We start from the raw sequence: 24,090 nt of genomic DNA, 5'->3' as shown, positions 1-24,090 counted from the left end.
AAAGCTTGTTACGGAAAGCGCTGGTTAGTCAGCGCTTACAATATCTCCGACACGAATGGGTCGTAATGTTTTGGTAATAATGGCGTAGCTTACGCGTTCTTGCACTTTAAGAACCATAAGCTCACCTACTTTTTCCTTAGGCATATGCCAGGTTCTGTTATCCGCATCCTCATCCATGCCCATGCCCTCTTCTATATTCGACATGAACTTATCGTAGGTGCTTGAGTCTTCTTTATATTGAGGACCATCACGACCGTCGATCACGGTTGGCGACTGACGACGGATATCAAGCATATGACCCGCTTTCACCTCATCCACCATGCCACGATTGAGTACCACGATATCCATCTTGCTGAATTCGCGCAGCTGATTACTCGATGCGATGATTTCACCATCGATTGCAGTCTCAGGACGGCGCATCTGGAAGGTCGCAGGCAAACTTTGGCCTTGGCTAACCGGCATCAAGAAGTCACCGGCGTTAATTTCGCGCTTAACGCCATCAACAAAGATAGACGCAGGCACACCGGCCTCTACATCACCGCTACGGAACGCCTTCGCGGTAGCCACAAGTTTTACCTCATAACCCAACAATTCTTCGGTTTGCGGGTCAATATAAGGTCTGTTTTTGTGGTAGATGGCATAGCTGCGGTTACGCTCTAAATCGCCTTTGACGTAAAGGATGTGACCCTGCGTAGAGCGCTTCACATTCTCGTTAGCACCCAGCACATAAGGTTGAGCATTGATTTGCTCTTCACTTAGGGCCTGCTCGTACGTTAAGAAAGGACGCAAAAGCTCCAACGACAAAGTTGGTAACGCGTCGCGCTTCATCGTCTTACGGCCATGAGGCGATAGTTTCTGATAGTTGTCCGGGCGCTTCACCACTAAACGTGGTCGCCCTTGGGCGTCGTACACTAGATACAGTGTATCGCCAGGATAAATAAGGTGTGGGTTATCAATTTGTGGGTTCATTTGCCAAAGCTCTGGCCACAGCCAAGGCTTGTCCAAATAAATAGCAGAGATATCCCAAAGTGTATCTCCCTTCTTCACCACATATTGTTCTGGTGCGTCGTCTTTGACTGCTAAAACATCTGCTAATGATGGAAAAGCAACCGCAAGAGCAAATACGGCAGCTGATAGCTGTTTAATCATTGTAATGAGCTTCCTAAAGCTTGTTTTATTATATTTATTACCCAATAACCTGTTAAAGGTGCACACGAATGGCTAAAATAAAAACATAACACAATACCTGATATTTAGCACAATTTTTAATAAGGCAATTATGGCACTTTTAGAAGTACTTAGGTTCCCAGATGAACGTTTACGCACGATTGCTGCACCGGTCGAACAAGTAGATGACAGTATTCGTAGCATCACCGAAAACATGTTAGCAACCATGTATGACGAAAATGGTATCGGTTTAGCGGCAACGCAAGTCGACATTCACCAACGCATTGTGGTTATTGATGTTTCTGAAGAACGTAATGAACCTCTGATCCTCATTAACCCTGAGATCACGCACAAAAACGGGTCTACCGTCAGCGAAGAGGGATGCCTGTCGGTGCCCCACTCTTATGCCAAGGTTGATCGCGCCGAAACCGTAACCGTGAAAGCCCTCAACGCCCAAGGCGAAGAGTTTACTTTAGACGCCGATGGTTTATTGGCCATCTGTATTCAACATGAATTAGATCACCTAGTTGGTAAGTTATTTATTGATTACTTGTCGCCGTTAAAACGCCAGCGTATTCGTAAAAAGCTTGAGAAAGAAGCGCGTTTAGCCGCCAAAGCTTAATTACAAGGAATCACAGTGACACAACCCCTTCGCATCGTATTTGCCGGTACACCGGACTTTGCTGCACGCCATCTGCAGGCCTTAATCGACTCCGAACATCAGGTGGTTGGCGTATATAGCCAACCGGACCGCCCCGCAGGGCGTGGTAAAAAACTCAAAGCCAGTGAGGTAAAAACCCTGGCCCTTGAGCACAACCTGCCTGTCTTTCAACCAGTCAGCCTCAAAAGTGATGAAGCACAACAACAATTGGCCGCATTAAATGCCGATATCATGGTAGTCGTGGCCTACGGCCTGCTGCTGCCAAAAAGCATTCTAGAAACCCCCAAACTGGGTTGTATCAATGTGCATGGGTCGATTCTGCCGCGCTGGCGAGGTGCCGCCCCAATTCAGAGAGCGATTTGGGCCGGTGACCAGGAAACGGGTGTGACCATAATGCAAATGGATGAGGGTTTGGATACCGGTGACATGCTCAGTGTGAGTCGTTGTGCCATCGATGCCAAGGAAACCTCGGCATCACTGTACGCTAAATTGGCAGAGCTTGGACCCGCGGCTCTTATCGAGACACTGGCAAATATAGAAACCATTACCGCGCAACGACAAGACGAGCAGTTGGCAAATTATGCGAAAAAGCTCTCCAAGCAAGAAGCACTGTTGGATTGGCAGCTGGAGGCGGCGCAGTTAGAGCGTAATATTCGCGCCTTCAACCCCTGGCCGGTCAGTTACACCGAAATGGCTGGTAATACGGTGAAGGTATGGCAAGCCGAGGTGATTGCCGAGCAAGGCACGCCGGGCACCATTTTACGCGCCGATAAAAATGGCATAGTGATCGCCTGTGCGAGCGATGCACTGTGCATCACCGAGCTGCAACCCCAAGGTAAAAAGCCCATGTCGAGTCAGGATTTTCTTAACGGCCGGGCCGATTGGGTCAGTGTTGGCAGTTCATTAGCCATTACGGATAACCAAGGTGAGTAATGTTCGCGCCCAAGCGGCGCACACCCTGTATCAGGTAGTCGACAAAGGCATTTCTCTGTCCGTGGCTCTGCCTAGATACAGCCGCGACCTCAGCCCACAAGACAAAGCCTTGATGCAGCAAATTTGCTTTGGCGTTTTACGTTATTTGCCTAGCCTGGAATTTTATTGCCAACAGTTACTCGAAAAGCCGTTGAAAGGCAAAAGCCGGGTTTATCAATTTCTGCTCTACGTCGGCTTGTATCAATTGCAATATATGCGGGTGCCCGAGCATGCCGCCGTGGCAGAAACGGTCAATGCCCTCAAATCGATGCGAGCGGTGGGTCTCAAAGGCTTAGTTAATGCCGTGCTGCGCACCTTTCAACGCCAACAACAAGGTCTTGAAGAGCAAGCAGAACAAATTGATGCCTGCAAATACAATCACCCCGGCTGGCTGATTAAAAAGCTGCAGCGTGATTACCCAGAGCAATGGCAGGATATTATCGAGGAAAATCAGCAACAGGCACCCATGTGGCTGCGAGCGAATAATCGCCTGAATAGCCGCGATGCCTATGCCGATAAGCTGTTTGATCAAAACATTGGCTTTAGCATAGATGAAGCATTCCAAGATGCTATCCGCCTCGATAAGGCCATGGATGTGTTTGCCCTGCCGGAATTTGAACGCGGCGCCTGTTCGGTACAGGATGCGGCGGCCCAACAAGCGGCAAGGCTTCTGGACCCGCAAGATGGTGAATTGATCTTGGACGCCTGTGCGGCGCCCGGTGGCAAAACCTGTCATATTCTCGAGCTTGCCGATGCCCGCGTCGTCGCTCTTGATGCGGATGCCCAGCGCCTTGAACGCGTCAGCGAAAACCTAGAGCGAATCGGTCTAAACGCCGAATTGATCTGCGCCCAAGCGGAGCAGACCGAGCTATGGCATCAGGGCGAGCAGTTCGATCGCATTCTCCTCGATGTGCCCTGCTCGGCCACCGGGGTGATCCGCCGTCATCCGGATATTAAATGGCTGCGTCGCGGCAGCGATATCGAAGAACTGGCGCAGCTACAAGAAAGTATACTTGAAGCCATTTGGCCGCTGCTCAAACCGGGCGGCACTCTGGTGTATGCCACCTGCTCGGTATTAAGCGAAGAAAACCAATCGCAAATACGGGCATTTTTGGCCAAACATAGTGACGCCAAGCACATAGCGTTGCATGATAAGGACACCGAGCTACAGCCGGGTTGGCAGTTGTTGCCGGGAGAAACCGATGGTTTTTACTACGCAAAAATAATAAAACAGTGACATAGTCATGAAAATTATCATCTTAGGTGCGGGCCAAGTTGGCGGCACCCTGGCAGAAAACTTAGTCGGTGAGCAAAACGAGATCACCGTGGTCGATATCGACGGCGATCGCCTGCGCGAACTTCAAGACAAATATGACTTGCAAGGTGTTGCCGGACACAGCGCCCACCCCGATGTGTTGCGCAAGGCCGGCGCCGAAGATGCGGATATGATCATCGCCGTAACCAGCTCCGACGAGGTCAACATGGTGGCCTGTCAGGTTGCCTACAGTATCTTTAATACCCCCACTAAGATTGCCCGTATCCGCTCCGAACAATACCTAAGGTATAGACAGCAGTTGTTTCATAACGACGATTTACCGGTCGATCACTATATCGCTCCCGAGCAGTTGGTGACTAAGTATATTCGTCGTTTAATAGACTACCCTGGCGCTCTGCAGGTGTTGCAGTTTGCCGATGGCAAGCTGTCTTTGGTGGCAGTCAAGGCCTACTACGGCGGCATGCTGGTTGGTTATGCGCTCTCGGCATTAAAAGAGCATATTCCCAACGTGGAGACCCGGGTTGCGGCAATTTATCGTCAGGGTAAGGCCATTAAGCCGCTGGGTACCACGGTTATTGAGGCCGATGACGAGGTGTTCTTTATCGCCGCTACCAAGCATATTCGCGCGGTGATGAGTGAGCTGCAAAAGCTGGAGCGCTCATACAAAAAAATCATGATTGCCGGGGGCGGTAATATCGGTGCCGGTCTGGCTCGCTCGTTGGAGAAAAACCACAGCGTGAAGCTGCTGGAGCGCAATCCAATGCGCGCCGAACAGCTCTCTGAAATGCTTGATGACACCGTGGTCTTCTGTGGCGATGCCTCGGATCAGGAACTGCTCTCGGAAGAGCATATCGAGCAAGTCGATGTATTTATCGCCGTCACCAACGATGATGAAGCCAACATCATGTCGGCGATGCTTGCCAAGCGCATGGGCGCCCAAAAAACCATGGTCTTGATTCAGCGTGGTGCCTATGTGGATCTGGTTCAAGGTGGGGAAATCGACATTGCCATTTCACCGCAACAGGCAACCATCTCGGCCTTATTAACCCATGTTCGTCGCGGTGACATAGTCAATGTTTACTCCTTGCGAAAGGGCGCGGCGGAGGCCATAGAGGCGGTTGCCCACGGCGATGAAAACACCTCAAAGGTGGTGGGGCGTGCAATCCGCGAGATAAAACTCCCTTCGGGTACCACGATTGGCGCCATAGTGCGCAATGACGACGTACTTATCGCCCATGACGATACCGTGATACAAAGCGGCGACCATGTGATCATGTTCTTGATCGACAAAAAGCATATTCATGTCGTCGAGAAACTGTTCCAGGTCAGTGCCATGTTCTTATAAGCAAAAAAAAGCAGCCTTAGCTGGAAACTAAGCGCTGCTTTTTGATGCTCTAATGGGTCTGGGTATTTACTCAATATTGGCAAACTCTTCTGGCGAGAGCTCGCCGTTACCATCAATATCGAGTTCATCGAATTTAGCCATTACCTCGGCATCGGCGCTCGCTTCTTCTTTGCTAATGCTGCCGTTACCGTCCACATCAAGCGATTCAAACGTAGCACCTGTGCCCGCAAAGGCGGTTGAAGATGATGCCAAAATAGCCATAGCTAGTAGTGTATTGGTCGTTTTCATAACGTGCTCCAAATATTCAAAAAGTAAACTTACTGAACTGCCGCGAACTCTTGCTCGCTCAGTTGGCCGTCTTTGTTGCTGTCCAAGTCCTTAAACTGTTGCATCAGTTCTGGATATTGAGCCGCTTCTTCCATGCTGATAGCGCCGTCGCTATCTACGTCCACGTTGTTAAATTCCAAGTCCATCGCGAATGCAGACGATGCACTTACTAAGCCAATTAAGGCGATTGCTTTAGAGGTCTTATTCATTGTTAACTCCCTGTGTTATTTCGCTTTAGCGAACTCTTCTTGAGACAGCTCGCCATCTACATTGGTGTCCAAGTCTTTAAACTGACTGATTAGCTCTGGGTGCTTTGACGCTTCTTCCATGCTAATTGTGCCATTGCCATCGGTGTCTACCTGGTCAAAATCAGCCGCTAGGGCAAAGGCCGCTGAAGAACCCACAAGGGCGCATAGCGCTATAATGTGCTTCGTTTTTTTCATCATTAACTCCTACTGATAACTGCAATAACTGCTGAAAATTACTGTGCTTTATCGAACTCGGCTTGCGAAAGCTCGCCGTTACCGTCGCTATCTAGTTGTTCAAATTGCTCGGCTAATGCAGCATCAGCGGCAGCTTCTTGCACAGAGATAGCACCGCTACCGTCAACATCAAGAGTTGTAAAGTCGGCAGCGAATGCTGCGCTTGATGCGGCTAAGGTGATCAGAGCGATAGTTGCTGTCATTGGTTTCATATTGCTTTCCTTCCTACTTGTTTTGGCGTGAACTTTGACGAACTCATATTCGCCGTCACATTTTCGATTCACCAGGACTATTACAATTCCAATGCCAAAGTTTATAAAGCTATATATTTCAATGCCTTATATTAATATCTATTAGGGAGCCCAGATTTTTAGGGCTTTTTCTGTTGCCATTTCGCAACACACCTTAAGCACAAAAAATAAAATCCTATATTTTCAGTTAGTTATATTTTAATGCGGGCGTTATGTTCAGAAAAAGCTCTGCCAGCTGGTGCGCTTTTCTGATTTTTATCTGAATGGGGCAGCTAAATGCAGGACAAACGCGAAAGTAAAAAATAAATAATGATTTAAAAATCATATTGTTATGATTTATAGGTAACTTTTTAAAAATTATTGTTAGAGCCCTGAAGAGGCAAAGGGTTAATTGTTGCCTTTTAGCAACATCAAGAGCTTTGTTCAGGTTAGAGCGGCGTTGCTAAAGGGTTTTAGAGCTGGAGAGTCGTCCTGACGCCGGGTTCAGGCTCGGGCACACACGCTCTCACGTTCGAATTAGTAAGAATGACCTGAGTGACGCTTGAAGTTGGTAAAAGTGATAACAATTTTTCCTGAAGCTTGGGCCCGGCTCGGGCATCCACGCCCTCGCGTTCGGCGCTTCAAGAGTGACGTTATATGCAATAGGTGAGTTCGGTGTAAGTAAGTCATCCTGACGCTGCGGTCCGGCGCGACATCCCTGTCTCGCGTTCGAACTTACAAGAGTGACCTGAGTCACTCTTGTAAATTCTCACCCACGCCAGAATGTGGGGGTGAATAACACGAGCAGAGTGAAAATCTCTAAACGACCAAAGACCATGGCCAGCGTCAAAATCCACTTGGCATTATCGCTGATATCACCGTAATGGGCCGCCACCTCACCCAGGCCCGGACCCAGGTTGTTTAAGCAGGCCGCGGTTGCCGAGAAGGCGGTGATATTGTCTAAGCCCGTTCCCATTAAGCTGATCATGATGATCACAAAGACCAGGGCATAGGCGGAAAAGAACCCCCAGACCGCCTCAACGACCTTATCGGGAAGCGCCTTGCGACCAAGTTTAATAGAATAGATGGCTCGCGGGTGCACCAGACGATTAAGCTCACGAATGCCCTGCAAATACAGCAGGAACACCCGCACCACCTTCATACCGCCGCCGGTAGAGCCGGCACAGCCGCCAATAAAGCTTGAGAAGATAAGCAAGATGGGCAGGAACAAGGGCCAAGCTGAGAAGTTATCTGTGGCAAAACCCGCCGTGGTACTGATAGAAACGGCCAGAAACATGGCCTGATCTAAGGTTTCATCACCATTGGCATAGATATTATTTGACGATAGTACGGCAAAACAGACGATGATCAGCGCCACCTGAATTAACAAAAACACCTTAAATTCCGGGTCGCGCAAATACACCTTGGCGCTGCGACTGGCCACCACCGCGTAGTGCAAGGAAAAATTCACCGCCGCGATTAATAGAAAGAACACACAGATAAGGTTGATCGCCGGGCTATCAAAGTAACCCATGGACGCATCATAGGTAGAAAAGCCACCAATGGCTATGGTCGAGAAGGCATGGCAGATGGCATCAAACCAGCTCATCCCCGCCACCCAATAGGCCAAGGTACAGGCCAGGGTAAGAGATACATAGATATACCACAGGTGCTTGGCCGTATCGGCAATACGCGGCGTCATTTTTGAGTCTTTCACCGGCCCTGGCGTTTCGGCGCGGTACAGCTGCATACCACCAACGCCAAGCATGGGCAGCACGGCCACCGCTAGTACGATGATCCCCATGCCACCGAGCCATTGCAACTGCTGACGGTAGAACAACACCGACTTGGGCAGGTATTCGATGCCGGTCAACACGGTTGCCCCTGTGGTCGTTAAGCCGGAAAAAGCCTCGAAAACGGCATCGGCAAGCGAAAGTTTTGGTGCATCAAGGAAGATCAGGGGTAAGGATGCGAACGACCCCAGTACCAGCCAAAACAGTACCACGATCAAAAAGCCTTCACGGGCTTTGAGGTCGCCATGCTCATGGCGGTTAGGATAATAGGCAAACAAGCCGGCAATAACGCTGAAGATAAACGCAAGAATAAAAGGCAGACCACCACCATCTTTATAGATAAGTGATACCAGCGCAGGAGGAACCATGGTGATACTAAACAGGGCTACTAGCTGACCGAGTATCTTTATTATCGTGCGGTATTGCATTTAGCGCATCGCCGTGACTTTTCTTTGCATGTTATTGTCTTACTGTTTTATTTTTAACTCAACAGTACCATGGCTTAAATCAAAAATATCTTTTATTGCATCCTCGGCCTGGCGCGCATCGATACTAATCTGCCAGGAAATATAGCTGCCGTACTCCTTGTCCATAGCCAGCACCTGGTATTGTGAGTTAAGGCATTGTTCTATCTGCCCTTGTAGAGCATAGTCACTGTCACCGGTTAGCACCACACTGGGCACCTTAATCTGTGTCTGTAATTTCGCCAAGGCATTGTTAAGGGTGCCACCATAGGCACGCACCAAGCCGCCCGTGCCCAACTTAATGCCGCCAAAATAGCGGGTAGTAACGGCACAAATCTCACCTAAACCGCTGCCTTGCAGTACATTCAGCATGGGCTTGCCGGCGGTGCCGTTGGGCTCACCATCATCACTGAAACCATAGACATGGCTACCACCGGGCGCCCCGGCTACATAGGCCCAGCAGTTATGACGGGCATCCGGGTACTGCTCATTGATGGTAGCAATAAAGGCCTTGGCGCTGGCCACGTCCGGAGTATGGGCAAGATGAACGATAAAGGTGCTTTTTTTAATTTCTTCTTCGTAGCTCAGCGATTGTGCTGGATAAGCATATTCTGACATAGACGAGTCGCAGGATGCGGCGGTGAGGCAACGACTTCACCGCCATAGGAGATAATTAGTCGAGGTTTAATTCGCGGGTCATGTTTTCAAGACCATGCTCATGGACAATGATATTGTCCTCGATACGAATACCGCCAAACGGCTTAAACTCGGCTACCTTGTCCCAGTTTACGTGCTGTCTATTGTCCGTTGCCGCCAAGTCTTCAAGCAGAGAGTCAATGAAGTACAGACCAGGCTCGATAGTGAATACTTGATTGGCCTCAATCAAACGGGTGCAGCGCAGGAATGGGTGTCCCTCAGGTGGCGCCTGATGAGTGCCACTTTCATCCGCCATAAAGCCACCCACATCATGCACCTGAAGTCCAATATGATGGCCCAAGCCGTGAGGGAAGAAGGTCGAGGTAATACCCTTTTCGATAATTTGTTCCGCCGGTAGATTGACGATATTAAAGTCGCTTAACACCTGAGCCACGCGCTGATGACAGTCAAGGTGCAACTCACCGTAGAGCTTACCCGGAGTTAACGAATTACACAGTTCTACCTGATGTTGGTTCATCACCGCCAGAAGCTCAGCAAACTGGCCCTGACGCGCAAAGTCGTAGGTACGGGTAATATCGGCGGCGTAGCCATTAAAGTTAGCGCCGGCATCGATCAAAAACGAACGGTGTTGCGCCGGGATATCCCGTTCAAAATGGGTGTAGTGCAAAATGGCACAATTTTCATTCAGGGCCACGATATTGCCATACGGCGTGTCGTTTTCGCTGTGTTTCGTCGCCAACAGGTAAGCATGTTGGATTTCAAACTCCGACTTGCCCTGATAGAAAGCATCACGCGCTGCCTTATGGCCAGCCACCGCCAGTTTATTCGCTTCGCGCAAACAGGCTAGCTCATACTGGGTTTTGTAAGCACGATGATAATGCAGATAATTCATCACCGGCTCTGGGTTCATCAACTCAAAGCCTAAGGCTTGCGCCACTTCTAAACACTCGCCGATGTAGGCATAACGCGCCTTATCATAGGGCAATAGTTTTTCTACCTGCTCCGGCTTAACCAGCAGCTCAATATCAAAATAGTCGGCCCAGTATTCGCTCGGCTCGTCAGGCACCTTGTGCCAGAAATCAACGGGACGATAGAAGATAAGTTTAGGTTTATCGCTGCCGTTAACGACCAGCCAGCAATGCGGGTTGTCGATCACCGGCAACCACGCCTTAAATTGCGGGTTTACCTTGAACGGATAATACATATCATCTAAAAACTGGCGCTTTGCCTGACCAGAATGAATTACCACACCATCAAGGTTTTCACGCTCAACAATTTCGCGCGTGCGTTTTTGCAAGGTTGCAATATGTTCAGCGTATAACACCGCTAATGTATTCATGTATCACCCACTTTGCTAATTATGTTTATGCCAGTCTATCATAGCCGCAGCCGTCGCGGCTAACCGCCAATGTTCATATCCAAAATTGTCGCCAACACATTTTCGTCCTTACCCTGCTTCGCCAGATAGACCTGACGATAGGCAAATACGTTTTTCACGTAATCACGGGTTTCACGATACGGGATCAGCTCAATCCACAACTCCGCCGGCATGGCTTCATCTGGGATCCACTTATTGACGCGATGATAACCGGCGTTATACGAGGCCGTGGCTAAGATTTGATTGCCGCGGGTCTTCCCTTCCAAATACTTTAAATACTTGGTACCTAAATTAATGTTAGTGCTGGGTTCATATAGACGATTGCTGGCAACCGAGCTGCGATTAATGTATTGGGCGGTACTCGGCAGCAGTTGCATCAGGCCCCTGGCGTTGGCTCGAGAGCGCGCATCGGCGGCAAAAGAGCTTTCCCTGCGGGCAATGGCGATGCTCCAATCCAGGTCGACCTTATGACGGTTGCTATAACGTTCGAAGAGGTTGGTGTAAGCATCGGGAAAACGCAGGTCGACATAATCCCAGGCCTTGAGCCCCGCCAGGGTAATAATGGCACGGTCGTGCCAGCCCTGCTCCGAGGCCAGCACCGCAGCGGCCAGTTTCTCGGCATTGCTAGAGGTATCGATAAGGTAATTCCATTCTCTTCTAGCATTGGTAACCCTATCCAACTCATATAAAACCTTTGCCCGTTTATAGCCCGGCGCCTGCTCTACCTTAGCCTTTAAACCCGGTGGCAGGGTCAACTCTTGGTTATTAAGGTTAACCGGCAAATCTAATCGCGCCGCCGCCAAAAAACCGTAATAGTCGCGTTCTGTTGCCAGCTTTTGCCATAACTCGTTCGCCTTCTCATGCTTGCCCTGGCGTGAATAACTGTAGGCCAGCCAATATTGATGTCCGGCACTGAGCTCTTTTTTCGGGGTAAAGAAGGCGATAATGGCCGGCCAGTCCTGCTCCCTAAGCATGTTGGCCAAATGCCATTGCACCAATTTATTATCCTGCTGGGCATCAGGCACCTTATTCAGCCAGAACTTGGCTTCATCATGCTGTTTTACCGCTAGGGCATAGGCCAGGGCATAATGCACCTTATCCTGTTGCTGCGCGCTAAAGGTAAACATGGTCGATAGTTTTTGCCAAGCACGAATGGCCAAATCTGGGTCTTGCCACACAAGGCGTTTAACCCCGTACACCGCAATTTCTGCTTCCTTGGACGATTTGTTCTTATAGCGATACAAACCGGCTGCGGCACTGGGGTCTTTTTTAACCTTGGTATATAAGTCCGCTAGATACCTTTCTTTGGCTGGCAATTGCGTTTTTAAATAGCCTACCAACTTATGCTGCCCCGCCTGGGCCGCCAACCCCAATCGTTGCCACACTATTTCCGGCGTCTGTCCGCCAGCCTTGCGCCAGTAAGAAAACACCCCATCGCATTCTTTAGGTTGTGATTTATTGACCAACCATAGCTTTTCTATTTGCTCCAGCAGGGCGTCTTTTGGCGCACCAAGCTGCCATTGAAAATCAAGGTACTGACAGGTGAGCTCGACATCCTTGGTAATGCTGTAATTTTCTACGAACTTGGCCTTATGCCCATGCTTAGCCAGGTACTTTAGCCAGGCACTGCGGACCGGCCATTCCAACGGCGTATGCTGATATACCTGTAAAAAATGCTCTATTTCAGTTTGATACTTGATATGTGGATGGTGCTTATAAAAGGCCATTTCCACATAGGGCTTAAGGGGATGCTTAAGTTGCTCGTTAACACGCTTAAATTCGGTGTAATTGCCGCCACGGGCAATTTTTTCGGCTTTTAGAAAATCATCGTGACTGCCGGCAAATGAGACACTGCAAACTTGCATTAAGGAGGCAGCCAGCAGGGTGTGAAGAAGTCGTTTCATGATAATCCTAACTGTATTTCGTGAAACAAAAGCAGCGAAGAAGCCAGCATTAGGCAAAAAAGGCGCGCTGCCCTCATTGAGTCAATGACTCTCATTAACTGTACTACATAAATGCCAGACTTTTGACCTATGCCAACCGCATTCTGGCGTGTTTTGGTCGCATCTATTTTTTGAGCTAACTTTAACCGTATGTAAATTTTAAGCTTAAATTTTCATTGCATTTTGCGATTAAAGGCGCGACACTGATTTAAATCCAACTCATCGTACCAGTTTCATGTGAAACAAAGGGAGATACCCATGATATTTCAGAGCGATTCCTTTGTAGTTTCTTTTATAAAGGACCAAATTGCCGAGTTTAAGTTCACTGTACCCGGTTCAGTAAACAAGCTTTCGCAGCAAACCCTGAGTGATTGCCATCAGGCAATTAAAGAATTAGCCCAACGCGACGACATCAAAGGTATGGTGTTCACCAGTGACAAAGATCACTTTATCGTTGGCGCCGACATTTTCGAATTCCTACCCACTTTCCAAAGACCAGAAGAAGAATTAATCGGTTGGATTAAAAATGCCACCGACGTGTTCGATGCCCTAGAAGATTTACCTTTCCCAACCCTGAGTGCCGTCAATGGCATGGCCTTGGGTGGTGGCTGTGAGTGGATCCTGACAACCGATTTCCGTGTAGCCAGCGAAACCGCCAAAATAGGTTTACCTGAAACCAAACTAGGTATTATGCCGGGCTTTGGGGGTACTGTACGTTTACCTCGCTTAATCGGCGCTGATAACGCCATGACCTGGATCACCACGGGTCAGGAAAACAGAGCGAACGATGCCCTAAAAGTAGGCGCCGTCGATGCCGTGGTGGCCGGTGAAAAACTCCTTGATGCCTGTGTCGGCATGTTAGAACAGGCCATTGCCGGCAAGCTAAACTGGCAACAACGCCGCGCACAAAAACAAGCGCCATTGAAGATGAACAAGGTCGAGCAAGGCATGAGCTTTGCAATGGCCGAAGGTCTGGTGATGGGTAAAACCAAGGGTCATTACCCCGCCCCAATCATGGCGGTGAAGACCATTAAAGCGGCCGCTAACATGAGTCGTGATGAAGCCATGGCCCTGGAAAACGCCAATTTCGCTAAATTGGCTAAAACCCAGGAAGCAGCGGCGCTAACCGGTATCTTCCTCGCCGACCAGTACATTAAAGGTAAGGCCAAGAAACTGGCCAAAGGCAGCGACACCCAAATTAATCAAGCCGCCGTGCTAGGTGCTGGCATCATGGGTGGTGGTATTGCCTATCAATCGGCCTATAAAGGTACCCCCATTATAATGAAAGACATCAACCAAGGTGCCTTGGATCTTGGTATGGGAGAAGCCGCTAAGCTACTTGGTAAGAAGGTAAAACGCGGCCATATGAGCATGGAGAAAATGGTTGGCGTACTGGGTAAGATTAAACCGACCTTGAACGATGCCGATGTGCAAGCCGCCGATATCGTTGTTGAAGCCGTGGTTGAAAACCCCAATGTGAAAAAAGCGGTATTGAGTGACCTAGAAAAGTCCATGCCCAAGGGCACAGTGCTGACTTCTAATACCTCAACCATTCGCATCGATGAACTGGCGACAGCGCTTGATAACCCAGAAAAGTTCTGTGGTATGCACTTTTTCAACCCGGTACCACGCATGCCGCTGGTAGAGATTATTCGCGGTGAAAAGACCTCTCAGGAAACCGTTAACGCGGTTGTCGATTACGCCCTTAAGCTGGGTAAGTCACCTATCGTCGTCAATGACTGCCCGGGCTTCTTTGTAAACCGCGTGCTATTCCCTTACTTCGCCGGTTTCAGCAAGATGGTTAGTGAAGGCGTCAGTTTCGCGAAAATCGATAAGGTCATGGAAAACATCTTTGGCTGGCCTATGGGCCCTGCCTACCTGCTTGATGTTGTTGGTATCGATACCGCCTTCCACTGTACCGGTGTGATGGCCGATGGCTTCCCTGAGCGTATGGCGCGTCAGGAAAAAGACCCGGTTACCATCATGGCCAATGCCGAACGTTTTGGTCAGAAAAATGGTAAGGGCTTCTACAGCTACGCCCCGGATCGCCGTGGCCGCTTGAAGAAAAGCCAGGATGCGCAAGCCCTAGAGCTAATTGCGCCGCTGTTCGATAGCGAGAAAGAGCTGGATAAGCAAGAAATCATCGACCGCTGTATGATTCCGATGATCAACGAAGTACTGCTTTGCCTGCAGGAAAACATTGTTGCGTCACCACAAGAAGCCGACATGGCGCTGGTGTACGGCATTGGTTTCCCTCCGTTTAGAGGCGGCGTATTCCGCTACCTAGACCAAATTGGCCTCGCCAACTTTGTCGCGGCAGCCGATAAGTACGCGCACCTAGGTGCTATTTACCAGGTTTCAGACGAAACCCGTCAATGGGCTGAACAAGGCCGTGTGTTTTATCAAGTGGAGGGACAATAATCATGAATAAGGTTGTTATTGTAGATTGTATTCGTACGCCCATGGGCCGTTCTAAAAACGGTGTATTCCGTCATAAACGTGCCGAAGATCTCAGTGCGCACTTGATGAAGGGGTTGCTGGAGCGCAACCCTGCGGTAGACCCGGCTTCTATCGACGATATTTATTGGGGCTGTGTGCAGCAAACGCTAGAGCAAGGCTTTAACGTGGGCCGTAATGCCGCCCTGCTTGCCGGTATTCCTCACACCGTGCCAGCCGTAACCGTAAACCGCTTGTGTGGTTCATCCATGCAGGCGCTCCACGACGCAGCCCGCGCCATTATGACCGGCGCCGGTGACACCTACCTAATCGGTGGTGTGGAACATATGGGTCACGTGCCTATGACGCACGGCAACGACTTCCACCCTGGCCTGGCAACATCCGTTGCTCAAGCGGCTGGAGTGATGGGTCTAACCGCCGAATACCTGGCTACCCTACACGGCATCAGTCGTCAGCAGCAGGACGAATTCGGTGCTCGCTCTCACCAGCGCGCGCACGCGGCAACGGTTGAGGGTCGCTTCAAATCAGAAATCCTGCCAATGGAAGGTCACGATGAAAACGGTGCTCTGACCTTGGTTGAGGACGACGAAGTTATCCGCCCGGAAACCACAGTGGAAGGCTTGTCTCAACTTCGTCCTGTATTCAATCCGGCATCAGGCAGCGTGACCGCGGGGACCTCTTCGGCCCTGTCTGACGGTGCGTCGGCCATGTTGGTCATGAGTGAAGACAAGGCCAAAGAGCTGGGCCTGCCGATCCGCGCCTATGTGAAGTCGATGGCGGTGGCGGGCTGCGATCCGTCCATCATGGGCTATGGTCCCGTACCTGCCAGTAAGAAGGCATTGCAATTGGCCGGTTTGACTATCGATGATATCGATGTGGCCGAATTGAATGAAGCCTTTGCCGCTCAGTCTTTACCTGTACTAAAAGACCTGGGCTTGCTGGATAAGGTAGACGATAAGGTCAACCTCAACGGCGGTGCTATTGCCCTGGGTCACCCACTGGGTTGCTCTGGCTCACGTATCAGCACCACACTTATCAATATCATGGAAGACAAGGATGCTAAATATGGTTTAGCGACCATGTGTATAGGCCTTGGCCAGGGTATTGCCACGGTATTTGAACGTCCGTAACCACAAACTTGGTGACAAAAAGGCGGGTTCAGCTTTATGCTCCCGCCTTTTTTCTTGCCGCGACTTTGGGTAAAATGGGCGTTTTATACACGAGCACTCATTTATGACCTTTGATACCGCCGATCACGTTCTTGACGCCCTTGGTTTACGCTGCCCGGAACCCGTTATGATGGTGCGCGGTACGGTGCGCAAAATGAATAATGGTGAAACCTTGTTGATCACCGCGGATGACCCTTCAACCACCCGCGACATTCCCAGCTTTTGCCGCTTTATGGACCACACCTTGGTGGCCCAGCAAACAGAGCAATTACCTTATCAGTACCTGATCAAAAAAGGTCTTTAATCAAAGACCTGATTAATGGTTACCAATGGCTTGCTAAAGCGTGAAAAGTTAATAGACACCTTGTACCAGCCCTCTTCCGAAGGGGTAAAGCTAAAGTAGTTATACACGCTGTTACAGTCCGCTTGAACCGGCAGGCCAATCTCCAATTGCTTATCCAGACCTTCGTCTAAATAGCCACAGTTATAATTTTCACTCCAGTCGGCATCGGCGATTTTAAATTCATAGGCCTTGCCCGGAGTCGATAGCTTGATCTTGGTTTCATAAATGGCCGGCGCCACCTTGACCATTTGATATTCCGGCTGCGCATCCCATAATGAGAAGTCACCACGCAGATACAGCGGCTTTTGCACTTCTTCAACCGGCACTATGTCGTCTAAGGTGACCGAGCTTGAACACGCACCTAAAAATAATGTGGCTAAAACGAGGGAGAGTTTTGTCTTCATTGTTATTGTTTCCAAATTTGACGCACTTTTCATCAGTCTAAGAAATTAGTGCATTAGCTTCAATAAAAAAGCCAGCTAAATGCCGGCTTTTGTCATGAATGTGAGAAATATTCACTATTTTTGCAGTACCGAGATATCGGCAACCTGTAAGAACAGATCCTGCAGTTGTGATAGAAGCGCCAAACGGTTGCGTTTAATTGCTTCGTCGTCCGCCATGACCATGACGTTATCGAAGAAAGCATCAACGCTTTGGCGAATATTGGCCAGCTCGCTTAGCGCTTGCTGGTAATCGCCTTGCTCGTATAAAGGCGCAAGTTTGGCCTGATAGGCCGCCACTTCTTGCGCTAAAGCCTGCTCTGGCGCTTCTTGCAGTAAGCTTTGCTCAATCGCTCCGCTTTCATGCACGTCATTTTTGCTCAGGATGTTACCAACACGTTTATTGGCTGCAGCCAGAGCCTCTGCCGGTTCAAGCGTACGGAAATGGCTTACCGCTTTCACACGCAGGTCAAAGTCCAGTGGCTTCGAAGGACGACGCGCCAATACCGCTTGGATCACATCCACTTCAATGCCCTGCTCATGATACCAGGCGCGGAAGCGACCCAGTAGGAACTCAAACACATCTTCGGCAACTTGTTCATTGCTTAGCTTATCGCCGAATAAGGTTTTCGCTTTCGCAACGATATCAAGCACATCCAAAGATAATTGCTTTTCAACCATGATGCGCAAGGCACCGATAGCGGCACGGCGCAGTGCAAATGGGTCTTTGTCACCTTTAGGGGCCTGGCCAATGCCGAAAATACCAACCAGGGTATCGAACTTATCCGCCAGAGCCACGGCACAGCTGATATCGCTGTGTGGCAAGGCATCACCGGCAAAACGCGGCATATATTGTTCGTTCATGGCCAGGGCAACGGCTTCGTCCTCACCGTCAAAACGCGCATAGTGCATACCCATCACGCCCTGTACGTCGGTGAACTCCATCACCATTTCGGTCATCAGATCGGTCTTACTCAACAGACCGGCACGCTCGGCCAGGGCCTTATCGGCACCCAGTTGCTCAGCGATATAACCAGAAAGCGCGCTAATGCGCTCCGATTTGTCCTTAAGCGTACCCAGTTGCTTTTGGAACAACACGGTACCCAAGGATTCCAGTCGGCTTTCCAGGGTTTTTTTTTATCCGTTTCAAAGAAGAATTGCGCGTCGGCAAGACGTGGACGAACCACCTTCTCGTTACCGGCGATGACCACGCTCGGGTCTTTGCTTTCGATGTTTGAAACAAACAGGAACTTGTTAATCAGCTTGCCATCTTGGTCTAGCAGCGGGAAGTACTTTTGGTCGTCCTTCATGGTGTAGATCAGGGCTTCGTCCGGCACCGCCAGGAAGCTTTCTTCGAATGATGCCGTCAGCGTGACCGGCCACTCCACCAAAGAAGTCACTTCTTCAAGCAGATCTTCATCCATTGCCACAACCGCACCGAGTTTAGCCGCTGCCGCTTCTATTTGGTTGCGTATCATGGCCTTACGGGTTTCATAATCGGCAATAACATAGGCGTTTTTAAGCTGCTCTAAGGCCTCATCTGCATGCTTGATGGTGACCTTTTCCGGGTGATGGAAACGGTGACCCTGAAGCTGGTTAGTAACCTGCTTACCCAAGATCTCACCGGCAATCAGGCTATCGCCATAAAATACCGTGGCCGTGTGCACCGGGCGGATAAACTGTGTCTTGTTAGCGCCCCAACGCATTGGCTTAGGAATAGGTAGTTTTGCCAGTGCCGCATTCACCGCGGCCACGATCAGTTCCTGAACCGGCTGACCGGCAACCTCGGCCTTGTGTAGCAGCCACTCACCTTTATCTGTGACATGACGACCCGCTTCACTCACATCGATACCACAACCACGGGCCCAGCCCATTGCCGCTTTGGTCGGGTTACCCTCGGCATCAAATGCCGCCTGGATCGCAGGACCACGCTTTTCTACTACCTTGTCAGCCTGTTTGCCATCAAGTTGTAGCACCATTAAGCCCAGGCGACGTGGTGAGGCGTACCATTGCACCCCGTCATGTGCCAGAGCAAGTTCTTCTAATTGTGCCTTCAGACCCTCTGCGAAAGCCTCGGCCAGCGTACGCAATGATTTCGGCGGTAGTTCTTCGGTACCGATTTCTACTAATAAATTTTGCTTTAACATGGTAATTCTTAATCCTTACACAGCGGGAAGCCAAGCGCTTCACGCGCCGCGTAGTAACTTTCAGCACAGGCTTTAGACAGAGCACGTACACGCAAAATGTAGCGCTGACGTTCTGTTACAGAAATAGCGTGACGTGCATCTAACAGGTTAAACGCATGAGACGCCTTCATTACTTGCTCGTAGGCCGGCAGCGGTAAATTCGCTTCAATAAGCTTCTGGCTTTCTTTTTCACACTGATCGAATTGCTTAAACAGCGCGTCTACGTCGGCGTATTCAAAGTTGTATTTCGATTGCTCAACTTCGTTTTGGTGGAATACGTCGCCGTAAGTCACCTTGCCCATAGGACCATCTGTCCAAACCAGGTCATAGATGCTGTCTACGCCTTGAATATACATGGCTAAACGCTCAAGACCATAAGTGATCTCACCGGTGACCGGTGCACACTCAAGGCCACCGACCTGTTGGAAATAAGTGAACTGAGTCACTTCCATGCCATTTAGCCACACTTCCCAACCTAGACCCCAGGCACCCAGTGTCGGTGATTCCCAGTTGTCTTCCACGAAACGTACTTCGTGTTTCAAGGTGTCGATGCCCATGGCCGCAAGTGAACCCAGGTAAAGCTCCTGAATATTATCGGGAGAAGGTTTTAACACCACCTGGAATTGATAGTAATGTTGCAAACGGTTCGGGTTTTCACCATAACGACCATCGGTTGGACGGCGGCATGGCTGTACGTAAGCACTCGACATCGGCTCTGGGCCGACGGCTTTTAAAAACGTAAGCGGATGGAAGGTACCGGCGCCCACTTCGAGATCGAGCGGCTGAGCAATAACACAGCCTTGCTGTGCCCAATAATCCTGAAGCGCAAGGATCAGGCCCTGAAAAGTTTGTAAGTCGTATTTTTGCATAATGACGTAAAATTCTGCTGCTTAGAGTGCGGTTTTATTGCTCACAGTATACCCCTTGCACCGCCTTGTTTTAAGCAGTTTCTTTTTATTGGCTTATGAGCGGCTTTGATAAATCTCCTGCATTCTTCATTTTCATCATCCTCAAAACACGCATTTTTTAATCTTTTTCTAATACCCTTTTCGTATTTTCTATTTGAAACAGTTGCTTTTTTTGCAAACCGTCCTAGATTGTTAACCTGGTGTTAAAAAACACCATTTTAATAATAACGATTATAAAGGTTAAACTAATGAACAAAACTCTCATCGCAACAGCTGTTTTAGCTGCATCAACCGGCTTCGCAAATGCCCAACCTGCTCCAGATCATGCAGGTATGGCAGCGGAACTTGAAATTGCAAATACCTGTATTATTCGCTTTAACGACAGCGTTTCTAAATTTGATGTCGAGGGCAAGGCCCGCGGCATGCTAATGAAGTCTCAGTCTCAAGCAAAGCACATTTATAGCAATGCCATTAAAGGTATGGCCATTAACATGAGCTGTGATAAAGCGAAAAGCGTGTTTGCTGACGAAGCTGATATCATGCGCTTTACTCCTGACGGTATCGCCCATGCTTCTCCATCTATTGATCAAGGTAAGCCTGGTGGCGGCGGCGGCAGCCAAGGTCAACAAACACCTTGGAGTGTAACCCGTGTAGGTGGTCCGGTAGACGGCTCAGGCTATACCGCTTGGGTTATTGATACTGGTATCGATCTAGACCACGGCGACTTAAACGTTGATGCTAGCCGCGGTTTTAGCGCCTTCACCAGCGGCCGTAATGCCGGTATGGATGATGGCAATGGCCATGGTACCCATGTTGCCGGTACTATCGCTGCCCTAAATAACCAGCAAGATGTTGTTGGCGTTGCAGCCGGTGCAACCGTGATTCCGGTAAAAGTATTGGACTCTCGCGGCTCTGGTAGCTGGTCTGGCGTATTGGCCGGTGTAGATCACGTGGCAGCGAATGCGTCTGCCGGTGACTGTGCGAATATGAGTTTGGGCGGTGGCTTTAACCCTGACCTGAACGATGCCGTCGAGAATGCAGCCCAGCAATCGGGTGCTTTCTTTGTTGTTGCCGCGGGTAACGAAAGTCAACATGCAGGTAACGTGTCTCCTGCCAGTGCATCACACCCTCGCGTGTTTACCATTTCTGCGACCGACAGCAACGATAACTTCGCTAGTTTCAGTAACTATGGTAACCCACCGGTAGATTATGCGGCGCCAGGCGTAAGCATTCTATCTACTCGTTCTGGCGGTGGCACGACAACCATGTCGGGTACCTCTATGGCATCTCCTGCTGCCTGTGCGGTTATCATGATGCGCAATGGTAACCCAGGTACAGATGGCCAGGCCATTAATGATCCTGACGGCAATGCAGACCCTATCCTTCACCTCTAAGATTGTTGTGAACTAAATAAAAAGCCCCCGCGATTGCGAGGGCTTTTTTATGCTTGTTTATCTATATCGACAGGGGTTATACGTCTAGGTTAACCACACGCAGTGCGTTCTGCTCGATAAACTCACGACGCGGCTCAACCTGGTCACCCATCAGGGTCGCAAACAGTTGGTCGGCAGCGATGGCATCTTCGATGGTAACGCGCAGCATACGACGGGCTGCCGGGTCCATGGTGGTTTCCCACAACTGATCCGGGTTCATCTCACCCAGTCCTTTATAACGCTGGGTATACAAGCCCTTCTTAGAGTCACTGATCAGCCATTCTAATGCCTCAACAAAGGTGTCGACCGTCTGGGTCTTCTCACCACGTTGTACGTAAGCACCGGCACCGATAAGATTACCCACCTTCTCTCCGGTAACGCAAATGCGCTGGTAGTCTTTAGAAGTCAGGAAGTCGTGATTAAGCACATACTGCTTGTCCACACCGTGCTGACGAATATTGACCATGGGGTAATACAGCTTACGCTCATCGTCGAAATGCGTATGGGCGCTGTAGATTGCCGCGTCTTCGTCGCGGACCACCAAATCGTCAACCAATGCCTGAGTCCACTCCTGTACCTTGGCTTCTTCGCCTAAATCGGCTTCGCTGATGCAATCGCGATAAATTAGGCTATGCATCATGGCCGACGGATATTTGCGGGCTAAACGTTCAATTACCTTCTCGGTGCTTTGATAATCACGCACAAGGTTTTCCAGTGCATTACCTTCGATAACCGTCGCGCCCTCGCTGCTATAGAGCGCAGAGCCATTTAGCGCCAACGACGTTAGGTACTCGACCAGGGCGTTATCATCTTTAATATAACGCTCTTGCTTGCCTTTTTTAATCTTGTATAACGGTGGCTGGGCAATGTACACATAACCACGCTCGATGATTTCCGGCATTTGGCGATAGAAGAAGGTCAATAGCAAGGTACGAATATGCGAGCCATCGACGTCGGCATCGGTCATGATAATGATGCGATGATAACGCAGCTTCTCGGGGTCATATTCATCACGACCAATACCACAACCAAGGGCGGTGATCAGGGTTGCAACTTCTTGCGAAGAAAGCATCTTATCAAAACGCGCTTTCTCAACGTTTAATATTTTACCCTTTAGCGGCAGGATGGCCTGGTTCTTACGGTTACGGCCCTGCTTGGCAGAACCACCCGCAGAGTCACCCTCCACTATGTACAGTTCAGATTCTGCCGGGTCTTTTTCCTGACAGTCTGCCAGCTTACCCGGTAGGCCTGCTAAGTCCATGGCGCCTTTACGACGAGTCATTTCACGGGCTTTACGGGCCGCTTCACGAGCACGGGCAGCATCAATGATCTTACCTACCACAATTTTCGCGTCGCTTGGATTTTCCAAAAGGAATTCACTGAGCTTTTCACCCATGGCTTGCTCTACCGCTGTCTTCACTTCACTGGAAACCAACTTATCCTTGGTTTGTGATGAGAATTTAGGATCAGGAACCTTAACGCTAACAACCGCGGTCAAACCTTCACGGGCATCATCACCACTGGTCGATGCTTTAGCCTTTTTGTTGAGGCCTTCTTTTTCCATATAGGTGTTCAGCGTACGCGTTAGTGCGGCACGGAAGCCGGCAAGGTGAGTACCACCATCACGCTGTGGAATATTGTTGGTAAAGCAGAAGATGCTTTCCTGGAAGCCATCATTCCACTGCATTGAAACTTCAACGCTGATACCGTCTTCACGTTCATGAGTGAAGTGGAATACGTTCTGATGTACTGGTGTTTTCTTACGGTTTAGATAGGCAACAAAGGCTTCGATACCACCTTCATATTTAAAGTGGTCGCGCTTATCTTCCTCACGCTCATCGGTCAAAATAATCGACACGCCCGAGTTCAGGAAAGACAGCTCGCGTAAGCGCTTGGCTAAAATGTCGTAATGGAAGTTGGTGTCACTAAAGGTCTGTGAACTAGGCCAGAAACGAATTTCCGTGCCCGTAGAATCGGACTCACCAATCACAGCTAACGGCGCATCCGGCTCACCCATTGAATAAGTTTGCTTATGTAATTTACCGTCGCGACGAATTTCCAGCGCAAGTTTCTCAGATAGAGCGTTTACTACTGAAACACCTACTCCGTGCAAACCACCGGATACTTTATATGAGTTATCGTCAAACTTACCACCGGCGTGAAGCACGGTCATAATAACTTCTGCGGCCGACACCCCTTCTTCCGGGTGCAGCTCGGTTGGAATACCACGGCCGTTATCGCGTACCGAAACGGAACCATCGGTATGAATTGTCACGTAAATATCGTCACAATACCCCGCCAACGCCTCATCGATAGAGTTGTCGACTACCTCGAATACCATATGGTGTAAACCGGTGCCATCATCGGTATCACCAATGTACATTCCTGGTCGTTTCCGTACAGCGTCTAGTCCTTTAAGTACTTTAATACTTGATGAATCGTAATTTTCAGACATGGTG

General features: G+C 49.6%; 20 protein-coding genes and 1 pseudogene. 8 read left to right on the top strand and 13 right to left on the bottom strand.

What is annotated here, in order from left to right; all coding sequences use genetic code 11:
• Nucleotides 1–24 precede the first annotated feature (24 nt).
• Nucleotides 25–1,149, bottom strand: a complete 1,125-nt coding sequence (locus C2M29_RS05375; RefSeq protein ID WP_105188773.1) for a LysM peptidoglycan-binding domain-containing protein — start codon at nt 1,147–1,149, stop codon at nt 25–27.
• A gap of 130 nt (nt 1,150–1,279) precedes the next feature.
• Here C2M29_RS05375 and def point away from each other — a divergent pair, with 130 nt between their 5' ends.
• Genes def through trkA form a run of 4 tightly spaced genes read left to right on the top strand, consistent with a single transcriptional unit; the run spans nt 1,280 to nt 5,421 of the window.
• The gene (def, locus tag C2M29_RS05370) at nt 1,280–1,789 is read left to right on the top strand and encodes a peptide deformylase (RefSeq protein WP_105188772.1); all 510 of its coding nucleotides are present in this window, start codon (nt 1,280–1,282) and stop codon (nt 1,787–1,789) included.
• A 15-nt stretch (nt 1,790–1,804) separates the two neighbouring features.
• Complete coding sequence (gene fmt, locus C2M29_RS05365; RefSeq protein WP_105188771.1) at nt 1,805–2,761, top strand: methionyl-tRNA formyltransferase; 957 nt, start codon at nt 1,805–1,807, stop codon at nt 2,759–2,761.
• On the top strand, nt 2,745–4,037 hold the full coding sequence (rsmB, locus tag C2M29_RS05360) for a 16S rRNA (cytosine(967)-C(5))-methyltransferase RsmB (protein WP_105188770.1): 1,293 nt from the start codon (nt 2,745–2,747) through the stop codon (nt 4,035–4,037). Before fmt ends, rsmB begins: the two co-directional genes overlap by 17 nt.
• A gap of 7 nt (nt 4,038–4,044) precedes the next feature.
• On the top strand, nt 4,045–5,421 hold the full coding sequence (gene trkA, locus C2M29_RS05355) for a Trk system potassium transporter TrkA (protein ID WP_105188769.1): 1,377 nt from the start codon (nt 4,045–4,047) through the stop codon (nt 5,419–5,421).
• Nucleotides 5,422–5,487: 66 nt separating this feature from the next.
• Here trkA and C2M29_RS05350 read toward each other — a convergent pair whose 3' ends face one another.
• The 8 genes from C2M29_RS05350 to C2M29_RS05315 all read right to left on the bottom strand — a co-directional run bounded on the left by C2M29_RS05350 (nt 5,488) and on the right by C2M29_RS05315 (nt 12,656).
• Nucleotides 5,488–5,709: an EF-hand domain-containing protein gene (locus C2M29_RS05350; RefSeq protein WP_105188768.1), complete on the bottom strand. Its 222-nt coding sequence runs from the start codon at nt 5,707–5,709 to the stop codon at nt 5,488–5,490.
• Nucleotides 5,710–5,738: 29 nt separating this feature from the next.
• Complete coding sequence (locus C2M29_RS05345; RefSeq protein ID WP_105188767.1) at nt 5,739–5,957, bottom strand: calmodulin; 219 nt, start codon at nt 5,955–5,957, stop codon at nt 5,739–5,741.
• 15 nt (nt 5,958–5,972) lie between these two features.
• Nucleotides 5,973–6,191, bottom strand: a complete 219-nt coding sequence (locus tag C2M29_RS05340) for a calmodulin (RefSeq protein ID WP_105188766.1) — start codon at nt 6,189–6,191, stop codon at nt 5,973–5,975.
• Between the two features lie 38 nt (nt 6,192–6,229).
• Nucleotides 6,230–6,442: a calmodulin gene (locus C2M29_RS05335; protein WP_105188765.1), complete on the bottom strand. Its 213-nt coding sequence runs from the start codon at nt 6,440–6,442 to the stop codon at nt 6,230–6,232.
• 787 nt (nt 6,443–7,229) lie between these two features.
• Nucleotides 7,230–8,681, bottom strand: a complete 1,452-nt coding sequence (locus C2M29_RS05330; RefSeq protein WP_105188764.1) for a TrkH family potassium uptake protein — start codon at nt 8,679–8,681, stop codon at nt 7,230–7,232.
• A gap of 39 nt (nt 8,682–8,720) precedes the next feature.
• Entirely contained in the window at nt 8,721–9,335 is a 615-nt protein-coding gene (locus tag C2M29_RS05325) for a YigZ family protein (protein WP_105188763.1), read from the bottom strand.
• A gap of 55 nt (nt 9,336–9,390) precedes the next feature.
• The gene (gene pepQ, locus C2M29_RS05320; protein ID WP_105188762.1) at nt 9,391–10,713 is read right to left on the bottom strand and encodes a Xaa-Pro dipeptidase; all 1,323 of its coding nucleotides are present in this window, start codon (nt 10,711–10,713) and stop codon (nt 9,391–9,393) included.
• 59 nt (nt 10,714–10,772) lie between these two features.
• Nucleotides 10,773–12,656 carry a transglycosylase SLT domain-containing protein gene (locus C2M29_RS05315; RefSeq protein WP_105188761.1) on the bottom strand — a complete coding sequence of 628 codons (1,884 nt, stop codon included), beginning with the start codon at nt 12,654–12,656 and terminating at the stop codon, nt 10,773–10,775.
• A gap of 297 nt (nt 12,657–12,953) precedes the next feature.
• On the opposite strand from C2M29_RS05315, the gene fadB reads away from it, so the two are divergent.
• From fadB to tusA, 3 genes are all read left to right on the top strand, one after another.
• Entirely contained in the window at nt 12,954–15,116 is a 2,163-nt protein-coding gene (fadB, locus tag C2M29_RS05310) for a fatty acid oxidation complex subunit alpha FadB (protein ID WP_105188760.1), read from the top strand.
• Nucleotides 15,117–15,118: 2 nt separating this feature from the next.
• Nucleotides 15,119–16,282 (top strand): acetyl-CoA C-acyltransferase FadA, encoded by a 1,164-nt coding sequence (gene fadA / locus C2M29_RS05305; RefSeq protein WP_105188759.1) that lies wholly within the window; start codon nt 15,119–15,121, stop codon nt 16,280–16,282.
• Nucleotides 16,283–16,385: 103 nt separating this feature from the next.
• Nucleotides 16,386–16,625, top strand: coding sequence for a sulfurtransferase TusA (gene tusA, locus C2M29_RS05300; protein WP_105188758.1), 240 nt, complete (start codon nt 16,386–16,388; stop codon nt 16,623–16,625).
• Here tusA and C2M29_RS05295 read toward each other — a convergent pair.
• From C2M29_RS05295 to glyQ, 3 genes and pseudogenes are all read right to left on the bottom strand, one after another.
• A complete protein-coding gene (locus C2M29_RS05295) occupies nt 16,622–17,068 on the bottom strand; it encodes a hypothetical protein (protein ID WP_105188757.1) in 447 nt (148 codons plus the stop codon). The two genes, tusA and C2M29_RS05295, sit on opposite strands and share 4 nt — an antisense overlap.
• Nucleotides 17,069–17,182: 114 nt before the next feature.
• Nucleotides 17,183–19,251 (bottom strand): annotated as a pseudogene (glyS, locus tag C2M29_RS05290) (glycine--tRNA ligase subunit beta).
• A gap of 8 nt (nt 19,252–19,259) precedes the next feature.
• A complete protein-coding gene (gene glyQ / locus C2M29_RS05285; RefSeq protein ID WP_105188756.1) occupies nt 19,260–20,159 on the bottom strand; it encodes a glycine--tRNA ligase subunit alpha in 900 nt (299 codons plus the stop codon).
• Nucleotides 20,160–20,446: 287 nt separating this feature from the next.
• On the opposite strand from glyQ, the gene C2M29_RS05280 reads away from it, so the two are divergent.
• Nucleotides 20,447–21,592 (top strand): S8 family serine peptidase, encoded by a 1,146-nt coding sequence (locus C2M29_RS05280; RefSeq protein WP_105188755.1) that lies wholly within the window; start codon nt 20,447–20,449, stop codon nt 21,590–21,592.
• Between the two features lie 76 nt (nt 21,593–21,668).
• Here C2M29_RS05280 and gyrB read toward each other — a convergent pair whose 3' ends face one another.
• A complete protein-coding gene (gene gyrB / locus C2M29_RS05275) occupies nt 21,669–24,086 on the bottom strand; it encodes a DNA topoisomerase (ATP-hydrolyzing) subunit B (RefSeq protein ID WP_105188754.1) in 2,418 nt (805 codons plus the stop codon).
• Nucleotides 24,087–24,090: the final 4 nt, after the last annotated feature.

The organism is Pseudoalteromonas sp. T1lg48 (assembly GCF_002964785.1).
Taxonomy (GTDB): Bacteria; Pseudomonadota; Gammaproteobacteria; order Enterobacterales; family Alteromonadaceae; genus Pseudoalteromonas.
The sequence above is the reverse complement of the archived record's forward strand: the minus strand, read 5'-3'. Positions and strand labels throughout refer to the sequence as shown.